Annotated in this window: 10 protein-coding genes and 1 rRNA gene; 5 read left to right on the top strand and 6 right to left on the bottom strand. The window is 68.3% G+C overall.

What is annotated here, in order from left to right; genetic code table 11:
- Nucleotides 1-102, top strand: a 5S ribosomal RNA gene (gene rrf / locus AC5P8F_RS16245); the annotation flags it as partial.
- Between the two features lie 351 nt (nt 103-453).
- Here rrf and AC5P8F_RS16240 read toward each other — a convergent pair.
- The 3 genes from AC5P8F_RS16240 to hemH form a co-directional block, all read right to left on the bottom strand.
- A complete protein-coding gene (locus AC5P8F_RS16240; RefSeq protein WP_414611752.1) occupies nt 454-2,559 on the bottom strand; it encodes a methyl-accepting chemotaxis protein in 2,106 nt (701 codons plus the stop codon).
- A gap of 290 nt (nt 2,560-2,849) precedes the next feature.
- Nucleotides 2,850-3,704, bottom strand: a complete 855-nt coding sequence (locus tag AC5P8F_RS16235) for an alpha/beta fold hydrolase (RefSeq protein WP_032957858.1) — start codon at nt 3,702-3,704, stop codon at nt 2,850-2,852.
- On the bottom strand, nt 3,701-4,663 hold the full coding sequence (gene hemH, locus AC5P8F_RS16230) for a ferrochelatase (protein ID WP_032957857.1): 963 nt from the start codon (nt 4,661-4,663) through the stop codon (nt 3,701-3,703). Before hemH ends, AC5P8F_RS16235 begins: the two co-directional genes overlap by 4 nt.
- A 165-nt stretch (nt 4,664-4,828) precedes the next feature.
- Here hemH and AC5P8F_RS16225 point away from each other — a divergent pair, with 165 nt between their 5' ends.
- The 4 genes from AC5P8F_RS16225 (at nt 4,829) to tatC (ending at nt 7,251) form a co-directional block, all read left to right on the top strand.
- Entirely contained in the window at nt 4,829-5,728 is a 900-nt protein-coding gene (locus tag AC5P8F_RS16225; RefSeq protein WP_111205393.1) for a lipid-binding SYLF domain-containing protein, read from the top strand.
- Nucleotides 5,729-5,803: 75 nt separating this feature from the next.
- Nucleotides 5,804-6,031, top strand: a complete 228-nt coding sequence (tatA, locus tag AC5P8F_RS16220; protein ID WP_014648907.1) for a Sec-independent protein translocase subunit TatA — start codon at nt 5,804-5,806, stop codon at nt 6,029-6,031.
- A gap of 15 nt (nt 6,032-6,046) precedes the next feature.
- Nucleotides 6,047-6,505 (top strand): Sec-independent protein translocase protein TatB, encoded by a 459-nt coding sequence (tatB, locus tag AC5P8F_RS16215; protein ID WP_032957854.1) that lies wholly within the window; start codon nt 6,047-6,049, stop codon nt 6,503-6,505.
- Entirely contained in the window at nt 6,502-7,251 is a 750-nt protein-coding gene (gene tatC, locus AC5P8F_RS16210) for a twin-arginine translocase subunit TatC (protein WP_005420449.1), read from the top strand. Before tatB ends, tatC begins: the two co-directional genes overlap by 4 nt.
- Before the next feature lie 84 nt (nt 7,252-7,335).
- Here the strand turns inward: tatC and AC5P8F_RS16205 are convergent, their stop codons facing one another.
- Genes AC5P8F_RS16205 through AC5P8F_RS16195 form a run of 3 tightly spaced genes read right to left on the bottom strand, consistent with a single transcriptional unit; the run spans nt 7,336 to nt 10,850 of the window.
- Nucleotides 7,336-8,247 (bottom strand): BPSS1780 family membrane protein, encoded by a 912-nt coding sequence (locus AC5P8F_RS16205; RefSeq protein ID WP_495228574.1) that lies wholly within the window; start codon nt 8,245-8,247, stop codon nt 7,336-7,338.
- Between the two features lie 49 nt (nt 8,248-8,296).
- Nucleotides 8,297-9,043 (bottom strand): glutamine amidotransferase, encoded by a 747-nt coding sequence (locus tag AC5P8F_RS16200; protein WP_262225177.1) that lies wholly within the window; start codon nt 9,041-9,043, stop codon nt 8,297-8,299.
- Nucleotides 9,015-10,850, bottom strand: a complete 1,836-nt coding sequence (locus tag AC5P8F_RS16195; protein ID WP_014648903.1) for a GspE/PulE family protein — start codon at nt 10,848-10,850, stop codon at nt 9,015-9,017. Before AC5P8F_RS16195 ends, AC5P8F_RS16200 begins: the two co-directional genes overlap by 29 nt.
- Between the last annotated feature and the right edge of the window lie 29 nt (nt 10,851-10,879).

The following is a 10,879-nucleotide window of genomic DNA, read 5'->3' as shown; positions in this document are numbered from 1 at the left end:
GCGCTGTGGAACCACCCGATCCCATCCCGAACTCGGAAGTGAAACGCAGCTGCGCCGATGGTAGTGTGGCTCAAGCCATGCGAGAGTAGGTCATCGCCAGGGTTTATACCCAAAACCCCGCTGCTTGCGCAGCGGGGTTTTTCTTTGTGCGCAGAACATGCGGGTAGTGCCGGCCGCCGGCCGGCACCGTCATAGCTGCACACCGGCCGGTAGATGCACGCCATGCGTGGATATTCTCCGCGGGCAGCCCCAGCGCCAACCAAGGTTGGCGACTACCGAGGGCATGCGGGCGCACAGTAGATCCACGCCGTGTGTGGATGCGGCGCCAGCCAGGGTTGGTCGCTCCTCACGGCAGGTCCGGAAGCGGACTTTCCTGACCCATCACGCAAAAGCAGGCAAAAAAACGGCGCCCTGCGGGCGCCGTCTTGACCGGGATGGAACTGCAGGCCCGGATCAGGCGGCCCGCGAGACCTCGTGCGGTTCCTGCTGGCGGAACACCGATACCGCCTCGGTAAGCGTACCCGCCTGCGATTGCAGCTCGCGTGCGGCCGCGGTGGCTTCCTCCACAAGCGCGGCATTCTGCTGCGTCGCCTGGTCCATCTGCACCACGGTCTGGTTGATCTGCTCGATGCCGACCGACTGCTCCTGCGAGGCCGCCGAGATCTCGTGCATCAGGTGGCTGACATTCTCAACGCCCCCGACAATGCCCTGCATCCGCTGGCCCGCATCGGCCACCAGCTGGGCGCCTTCGCCCACCTGGCGACCTGCCTCATCGATCAGCTTCTTGATTTCTTGAGCCGCAGCGGCGGAGCGCTGCGCCAGCACGCGCACCTCGCTGGCCACCACCGCGAAGCCACGGCCCTGCTCGCCGGCACGGGCGGCCTCCACTGCCGCGTTGAGCGCGAGGATATTGGTCTGGAAGGCGATGCCATCGATCACGCCAGTGATGTCGCCGATCCGCTTCGAGGCTCCCTCGATCGCCTGCATGGTGTCGACGACCCGCTGCATGGCGACGTTGCCATCGCTGGCGGCGCTCTGGGTGGTGATCGCCAGCTGGCTCGCCTCGCGCGCATGGGCAGCGTTCTGGCGCACGGTGGCAGTCAGCTCTTCCATCGAAGCGGCGGTTTCCTGCAGGTGCGCTGCCTGGCGCTCGCTGCGCTCGGACAGCGCGCCATTGCCCGCAGCGATTTCGCTGGCAGCGGTGCTGATCGAGGACGCGCACTGCTGGATACGGCCCACCATGCGCGCCAGCTGGCCGGCGGTGGCGTTGGCATCGCGCTGGATCGCGGCAAAGGCGCCGTGATACTCGCCATGCATGCGTCGATCGAGATCGCCGCTGGCCAGCGCCGAGAGCATCTGCCGCACCTCGTCAACCGTACTGCCCAACGTATCCAGCAGCTGGTTGATGCCACCGGTGAGGCCATCGAGGAAGCTGGCACCTTCGGTTGCCTGCAGGCGCTGGTCGAGGTCGCCGGCGGCGGCGGCCGCGACGATGCCGGCGACGGCGTTCTCCAAGGCGAGCTCATGGGTACGGTCATGCCACTCCACGGCAAAGCCCAGGCGCACGCCCTGTGCGTCGAAGACCGGAGTAACCACCTGTGCGAAGTGCACCGGGCCGATCTGTACCTTGCCGTTGTGGCTGACCTGCAGGCCATTGAGGATGGCGCGGATCCGGTCCGGGTTGGCGTGGAAGCGATGAATGCTGCTACCGACCAGGCGCTCGGCATCGAAATCGGGGAAGGCCTGGCGCAACGTTGCCTGCTGGTTGCGCAGCAGGGCCACCACCGAGCGGTTCACGTAGCGGATCACGTGATCGTTGTCGGCAATCATCATCGCGGTGCGCGAGGCATCGAGGGCCTGGCGGATCTGCGCGTTCTCGGCGTGTGCCTCCGCTTCGCGTCCACGCTGGGCCTGCACATGGCGTGCGGTGTCGGCCAGCGCATGGGCCAGCGAACCCGGTGCGTAGGCGGTGGTGTCAGCATGTGCACCAAGATCGGCGCCGGTGGCGATGTCGCGCGCCAGCGCGGCCAGCCGGCGGGGACCGTGGCCAAGTGCTTCGGTCTGCTGGCGGAGCCGCAGTGCGACCTGGCCAAGGAACAGGGTCAGGCCGGCCAGCATCGCGGCCTGCAGCAGCGCCGGCCCCACCGCAGCACCGGCCGGCAGCGGGGCCAGCAGTGCAAGCGTGCCGATGCTACCGGCCAGCCACACCGGCAGACGATCGCGATGGCCCAGCAGCACGCCCAGCAGCAGGGCGATCGGCAACGCCGGCGACAGGCCGGTGATCGCGGACAACAGGGCCAGCTGCAGCGCCACCAGGATCGCCAGGGCGTTGCGGGCGATGCCGCGGCCTGCCAGCGGACCGGCCAGCCACAAGGCGGGCAGCACAGCGCCCGCGGCCAACGCGGCGGCCACACCGTGCGGACCGCGCAGGGCCAGCACCAGCCCGGTCACGGCCAGTGCCGCGCTGCCGGTCAGCAGGCGGCGGTCAGCACCGCGGGCGAGCTGTTGCAGGTGCGACAGGCGGGCGGTATCGGGGGGACGGGCGGATGCAATGGACATCGGAGGCTCCTGGGTCAGCAGACGACAACGAGCACGCCGCAACGCACGCAGCAGGGCGTGACGAGGGCGGGTGCCGGGAATTCGAGGGATGCGGCGCGATCAGCGACGCGGAGAGGGGACACCGCGGCCACATCCTGTGGGTGACGGTGCAGCAGAGCGGGCATGCGGACTTCCTTGCAGAACCAGACACATGCCGCAGGACCGACCGGGCCCGCGTGCAGCGGGCGCAGGGGCCCGCAACTGATGTATCGGCCGCAAACGCGCGGAGTGAAGCGCGCGGACGCCTGCGCTCAGCCGGCGTTGTCGTTGCTGAAGAAGTGCAGGATCACGCCTGCGATCTGTTCCGGATCTTCCATGTGCAGGTGATGGTTGCCGGGAAACACTGCCAGCCGGCCATCCCGCAGGTGCTGCAGGCGATCGCTGCGCATCGGCTCGGGATAATACGACTGCGCCGGCGTGGCATAGATCACCTGTGTCGGGCAGGCGATGGCCTGCAGCAGGTTGTCGATCTGGCCCTCGCTGAGGCGGATCGCGGTGGGCAGCATCAGGCGCGGATCGCTGCACCAGCGATACCCGCCTTCGACCGGTTCCACGCCGCGCTCGACCAGCAGTCGTGCGCACGGTTCGCTGAGCTGGTTGGTCATCATCCGTGCGCGGATCGGCGCGGCCAGGTCGGGGAACACGCGCAGCTGCTTGCGCGCCAACGCACGGGTGGCGTTCACATGCTCGCGCAGGCGATGGGCGGTCTCTTCTTCGGGGCCGCGCAGGCCGCCGAGAGCTTCGATCGCCACCAGGCGCTCGACGCGGTCGCTGACCGAGGCGGTGAGGCTGGCGATGCCGGCGCCCATCGAATGGCCGAGCAGGCTGAAGCGGTCCCAGCCCAAGGCGTCGGCCACATCAAGCACGTGGCAGATCGCGGCCGCCGTGGTGTAGCTGGCACCGGCCGGCAGGTGCGCGCTGTGGCCATGGCCGGGCAGGTCGATCGCCACCAGCTGCAGCGACGCCAGGTGCGGCGCCAGCGGCACGAAGCTGGCGGCATTGTCGAGCCAGCCATGCAGGGCCAGCACGCGCGGGCCGTCGCCGCTGTTGCGCAGGCCGGCGACGCGGGTGCCGCCCACCTCGAGTTCAAAGGGTTGCAGACTCATGCCAGCGAGGCCACGGCCAGTCGTGCCAGGGCGCGCGCGTGTTCCGGTTCGGCATTGAGGCAGGGGATGTAGCGCATCGTCGCGCCACGTTCGGCCAGCGTTTCGGTGAAGCCCATCGCGACTTCTTCCAGCGTTTCCAGGCAATCGGTGGCGAAGCCGGGGCAGACCACGTCGATCTGCTTCACACCGGATTCGGCCAACGCCCACAGGCTCGGCTCAGCGTAAGGCTGCAGCCAGCGCTCGCGGCCGAAGCGCGACTGGTAACCCATCTGCCAGTCGTCCTTGCCCAGGCCCAGCGCGTTGGCGATGGCCTGCGCGCTGGCCTCGCAGCGCTGCGGATACGGATCACCCGCGTCGGCCAGGCGCTGCGGGATGCCGTGGAAGGAGAACATCAGTTTCTGGCTGCGGCCGTGCTGTTCCCAGTAGCGGCGGATCGAGCCGGCAACGGCCTCGACCCAGCCCGGGTCGACCGAGTAGTCGCGTACCAGACTGACGGTCACGCCCGGGTTGCGCCGCTGCCAGGCGTCGACGCGGTCCTCGACCGAGGCGGTGGTGGTGGTGGAGTACTGCGGGTACAGCGGCAGCACCACGATGCGGCGTGCGCCTTCGCCGGCGAGGCGGTCGAGCTCGTGGGCCAGGGCCGGTTCGCCATAGCGCATTGCGTGGCGCACTTTCAGGGTTGGCAGCAGGGCCTGCATCGCCTGCGCCAGCTGCCGGGTATGGACCATCAGCGGTGAGCCATCCGGCAGCCAGACCTGGGCGTACTTGGCCGCCGAACGGCTGCTGCGCAGCGGCAGGATCAGTCCGCGCAGCAGCGGCTGCCACAGCAGTGGCGGGATCGCGACCACGCGGCGGTCGGACAGGAATTCGGCCAGGTAACGGCGTACGGCGGGGGCCGTCGGCGTATCGGGCGTGCCTAGGTTAACCGCCAGCACGGCGGTATCGGGTGCGTCGAGCATGGGGTGCATTGTCGCCGATCCGGTGTCGCACCGGGATGCAGGGTTCGGATTGCAGGCATAGCGGGCATCTATGTGAGCGGGGAGCGCTCATTGGCGATTCATGACAACACTACTAATTTCAGTCACTTGCTATATCTTCCTATGGACTGACTTCTGGAGCCTGCCATGCGTCGCCCGATCCAAGCCCTGCTGATCGCCGCCAGCCTGCTGTCCAGCCAGGCCATGGCCGGACCGCAGGAAGACCAGCGCGCCCGCAATGCCGTGCGCGTGCTGGCGGAGATCCAGGAAATCCCTGAACAGGGAATTCCGGACAAGTTGCTCGACGAAGGCCGCGCGGTCATCGTCATTCCCGACACGATCAAGGCCGGCCTGGTCATTGGCGGTCGTCGCGGCCACGGGCTGATGTCGGTGCGCATGCCCAATGGCGCCTGGTCCAGCCCGGTATTCGTCAAGCTGACCGGTGGCAGCATCGGCTTCCAGGCCGGCGTGCAGTCTTCCGACGTAGTGCTGGTGTTCCGCAACGACCGCAGCCTGGACAACCTGGTCAATGGCAAGTTCACGCTTGGCGCCGATGCCGGCGTTGCCGCCGGTCCGGTCGGCCGCAATGCCGCCGCCGCCACCGACGGCCAGCTGAAGGCCGAGATCTGGTCGTGGTCGCGCGCGCGCGGCCTGTTCGCCGGTGTCGCGCTGGATGGCGCGGTGCTGCAGATCGACGATGCCGCCAATCTGGACGCCTACGGCAGCAACACCACGCCGCGCATGATCTTCGAAGGTCGCGCCGTCGGTTCGCCGTCGATGGACGTGGTCGCCTTCCGCGATCGCCTGGAAGAGGCCACCTACGCCGCCCGCAACAACCGCAACGGCAACGGTGGCAATGCACCGCGTCCGGCGCCGGCGCCGGCTGCCGCCCCCGTGTCTGTGCCCGTTCAGGCAGCACCGGCGGCCCCGGCCGAAGCCACCACCGCGCCGCTGCAGAACGTTCCGCAGAACCCGCCGCCGCAGCAGCAGGGCTTCCAGCCGGTCAATGACGGCGAAATCCGCACGGAAACGCTGGGCGGAAACTGACTTTCGTCACGCGCGCCGGCTAACACCCGGTGCGCTATGCTCGACAGCCTGATCACTAACGTAACGAGCGTCTTTATGGGCAGTTTCAGCATCTGGCATTGGTTGGTCGTGCTGGCCATCGTCCTGCTGGTGTTCGGCACCAAGCGCCTGACCAGTGGCGCCAAGGACCTCGGTTCGGCGGTCAAGGAATTCAAGAAGGGCATGCGCGACGACGACAAGCCGAACGCGCAGCTGGGCGACGAGTCGCGCAGCCAGGACGCCTCGCGCACCGCGCAGGACGAGCACGACCGCACCCCTCGCTGATCCGGAGCGGTCGCGGTGTTTGATATCGGCTTCAGCGAACTGCTGGTGATCGCCGTGGTCGCCCTGGTGGTGCTCGGTCCCGAGCGCCTGCCCAAGGCGGCCCGCTTTGCCGGCCTGTGGGTGCGTCGCGCCCGCAATCAATGGGATTCGGTGAAACAGGAACTGGAGCGCGAACTGCAGGCCGAGGAGATCAAGCGGCAGATGCAGGACGTTCGCCAGGGCATGCAGGACACCGAGAACCAGCTGCGTGCCAGCGGCGAAGCGATCCGTCGCGAAGCGCAGGAGGCGCAGCAGCAGGGCGATACGCTGGCGCAGGAGGTACGCGCACCGGCGCCTGCGGATCTGCCGCCGCATATGAGCGGCCTGACCCGTGCCGATGCACCGGTACAGGAGGGCGTCGCTCCCGAGCCGACGCCGGCGACACCCCCTGAAGCCGGTGCGCCGCCGCCGCCGCGCACGGAGCGCCAGCCATGAGTGAACAGGATTTCGGCGAGAGCTCGCTGGTCGAACATCTGGTGGAACTGCGCGGCCGCCTGGTGCGCGCATTGCTGGGCCTGGGCGTGGTGCTGCTGGCGCTGCTGCCGTTCACCCAGAAGCTGTACAACGCGTTGGCCGAGCCGCTGGTCTCGCAGCTGCCGAACGGGCAGACGATGATTGCCACCAATCCGGCCGGCGCCTTCTTCGCGCCGTTGAAGCTGACCTTCTTCGTTGCCCTGTTCGTGGCGGTGCCGTGGCTGCTGTACCAGCTGTGGGCCTTCGTCGCGCCCGGCCTGTATGCGCGCGAGAAGCGCCTGGCGGTGCCGCTGCTGGTGTCCTCGGTGCTGCTGTTCTACACCGGCTGTGCCTTTGCCTACTTCCTGGTGCTGCCGGCGGTGTTCCACTTCCTCACCACCTTCAGCCCGGACGTGATTGCGATCACCCCGGATGCAAATGCCTACCTGGATTTCGTGCTGGCGATCTTCTTCGCCTTCGGCGGCAGCTTCGAACTGCCGGTGGCGATGGTGATCCTGGTGCTGCTGGGCTGGGTGACGCCGCAGCAGTTCAAGGAAGGCCGCGGCTACGCGATCGTCGGCATCTTCGTGCTGGCGGCGGTGCTGACCCCGCCGGACGTGGTTTCACAGCTGATGCTGGCGATCCCGATGTGCCTGCTCTATGAGCTGGGCATCCACGCCGCGCGCTGGCTGGTGCCGTCGTCGGCAGTCAAGAAGCCCGCCGCCTGAAAGAAAAAAGGGACGGAGGGGATTAAGTCGTTTATGCCCAGTGTGTGCAGCTAACGACTTAATCCCCTCCGTCCCCTTTTTTCATCAGGCGTGGAAGATGTCGCTTGAGGTCGGCGTGGTCGGGACCGGCGGTGCGGCGCGGCTGCCACGGTGCACGAACATCTGCTTCCACGCGGCGTAGACCGCGCCGACATACAGCGGCATCAGCACCGTGGTCAGCACCAGCTGGGCGATGAAGGCGGCGGCCAGCGGGCCGCCGATCAGCATCGCGATCTGGATCACGATCACGAACAGGATGTAGATGCAGAACGCGGCGATCAGGCCGAGCACGGCGAACACGATCATTGCGCCGATGTTCTCGATGCAGCCCTGCAGGCTCAGGCGCAGCGCGTGCATGCCGCTCTGCTTGTCGAACACCACCAGCGCCGGCTGGGTGAACATTGCCAGCGACAGTGCGACCGCGCTCAGGAACACCAGCAGCATCCACAGTGCGATGCGCTTGGCCGGCAGGTTGGCCACCAGCGCCGCGGCATCGTCCGGCTTGATCTGCTGGCCACTGCGGCTGATCTCTTCCATCTTGGTCATGACCTCGCTGAAGGCGGTGAAGCCTTCGCGGCCGATCATCAGGAACAGCAGCGCGCCCAGCAGCAGCACCGCCAGCACCTGGATCGCCAGCGGCACCAGCAGGTGGCTGACGCGGTGGTCGCGGATCGGCTGCAGCAGGTGCGAGGCCAGGCCCGGGCGACCTTCGTCGATCTCACCCACGGCGTACAGCATGCCGCCGAACATGATCGGCGAGATGGCCAGGGTCATCAGCTGCACGGCCATGCCGGCGGCGCCGGGAATCAGCGTCGACAACAGGGTGACCACCCAGCTCACCAGCAGCCAGGCCAGGCCGATCCGGGCCAGCTGCAGCGGCGCACGCCGATACAGCGAGAACGTATCCAGCAACCACTGGGCGCCCGCCGAGGCCGGCAGCTTGCGAATCTCTTTCATGGACATCCGGGAAGGACAGGAGGGGCCGGGCGCTTGCCCGTGCCGCCGATTATCCCTGTTTTGCCGCCGGCTGGGCTGAAGACAGCCGCGCCTGGCGAACGAAGCGGCGCAGCAGCTGGCGCGCCAGCGGTGCGGCGCTGACCGCGCGCTCGATGCTGCGGGCACAGCCGCCATGGCGGCCGATGCAGTCGGCGCGGGCACGCACGTAGCCGCGCATGTGGTGGGTGGCGAACTCGGGGTGGAACTGCACGCCCCAGGCCTGGCGCCCCCAGCGGAAGGCATGGCAGCCATCCAGCGGCGAGCGTGCCAGTACTTCGGCACCGTCAGGCGCGCGCAACACGGTCTGCAGGTGGGTGGCGTGGGCGGCGAAGTGCTGCGGCAGGCCCTGGAACAGCGGGTCCTGCGCGGCCTGCGGCTGCAGCTCCAGTTCGATCGTGCCCGACTCGCGCCCGGCCGGGTTGTAGGCCACCTCGCCACCCAGCGCGTGCGCCAGCAGCTGGTGCCCGTAGCAGATACCGAACACGGGCAAGTCGTCGTGGGCGGCCTGGCGCAGCCATGCGGCACTGCGCTCACTCCAGTCGGCGTGGTCGGTGACGAAGGCGGCCGAGCCGGTCACCAGCACGCCGGCGAAGGCATGCGGGTCGGGCAGGGCATCCCCGTGTTCGACATCGACCACCACCGTCTCGTGCTCTTCCAGCCCGGCGGCCACCCGGATCCAGTGCGGGAAGCGCCCGTAGCGGCGCAGCGACGGCACCGGGCGGCCGGTTTCAAGGATCAGGAACGGGGCTGGGTTCATCCGGGGGCGGCAGGACTGACAGGACTTCCTCGATTGTAGTCAGCCCCTGCGCCACCTTTTCAAGCCCGGCCTGGCGCAGGGTTCGCAGCCCTTCAGCCCGCGCGGCACGGGTGAAACCGGCCAGATCCATGTCGGCGCGGATCTGCCCACGCAGCCGCGAGCCCAATGGCAGCAACTCATACAGGCCGATGCGGCCGAGGAATCCGGTGCGCCGGCACTCCAGGCAACCAACCGGCCGACAGGGCGTGGCGGCATCTGGATATGCAGCTTGGCTATCAGCCAGCACCGCCCAGTCGGCAGCACCAAGGGTGTGCGGCTGCTTGCAGTGCGGGCACAGGGTGCGCACCAGGCGCTGGGCGAGGATGCCGTTGAGGGTGCTGGCCAGCAGGTAGTGCGGCACGCCCAGGTCGAGCAGGCGGGTGACCGCCGACGGCGCGTCGTTGGTATGCAGCGTGGACAGCACCAGATGGCCGGTCAGCGAGGCCTGCACCGCCATCTGCGCGGTTTCCAGATCGCGGATCTCGCCGATCATGATGATGTCCGGGTCCTGCCGCAGCAGGGTGCGCACGCCGCTGGCGAAGTCCAGGTCGATGTTGGCCTGCACCTGCATCTGGTTGAACTCGGGCGCGATCATCTCGATCGGGTCCTCCACGGTGCACACGTTCACGTCCGGCGTGGCCAGCCGCTTCAGCGTGGAATACAGGGTGGTGGTCTTGCCTGAGCCGGTCGGGCCGGTGACCAGCACGATGCCGTGCGGGCGTTCGACCAGTGCATTCCAGCCGGCGGCCTCCTGCGGACTGAAACCCAGCTGGTCGATGCTCTTGAAGGCGGCATCCGGGTCGAAGATGCGCATCACGCACTTCTCGCCGAAGGCGGTGGGCATGGTCGACAGGCGCATCTCGACCTCGCGGCCGCCCGGCGAGCGGGTCTTGATGCGGCCGTCCTGCGGGCGCCGGCGTTCGGCCAGGTCCATGCGGCCGAGCACCTTGATGCGGCTGACCACGGCGGTCATCACCGCCGGTGGCACCTCGAAGACCTTGTGCAGCACGCCATCGATGCGGAAGCGCATGCGCCCCATCTCGCGGCGCGGTTCCAGGTGGATGTCCGAGGCGCGCTGTTCGTAGGCATATTGCAGCAGCCAGTCGACGATGTGCACGATGTGCTGGTCGTCGGCATTGACGTCGCCGGTACGGCCCAGCTCGACCAGCTGCTCGAAGCTGGGCAGGGTGGTGCTGGCTTCGCCGCGGACATCGCCGCGCGCGCCACGCACCGAGCGGGTCACCCCGTAGAACTCCATGGTGTAGCGGTGCAGGTCGAGCGGATTGACCACCGCCAGCTCGATGCTGCGGCGGGTCAGGTGCTGCAGGTCGCGGCGCCACTCCTGCACCAGCGGCTCGCTGGTGGCCACCAGCACCCGTTCGGCATCCACCGCCAGCGGCAGGAAGCGGTGGCGGCGGGCGTAGGCATGGGAGACCAGCGCGGTGACCGCAGCGACGTCGACCCGGGTCGGATCGATGCGCAGGTAGCGGCTGCCGGTGCGCCGGGCCAGCCATTCGGTCAGGCGTTCCAGGGTCAGTTCGCCACCGTCGCGGGCGGCCAGCTTGAGGTTGGACAGCAACACCAGCGGGTGCACTTCACTGGCGTTGCGCGCGCCCTGTGCGGAAAACCGCATGCGCTCGACGTCGTGCTCGGCCACCAGGCCATCGGCCAGCAGCGCTGCGCAGACCTGTTCGAAATGCAGGCGGCCCCACGGCAGCGGGATGTCGCCTGGCTCGCCGGGCGTGCCCACCGGCAGCCGATGTTCCATCTGCCTGCTCCTCCCGGGTACGGAATGCC

This window comes from Stenotrophomonas sp. YJH_SMC_69 (assembly GCF_059370495.1).
The sequence above is the reverse complement of the archived record's forward strand: the minus strand, read 5'-3'. Positions and strand labels throughout refer to the sequence as shown.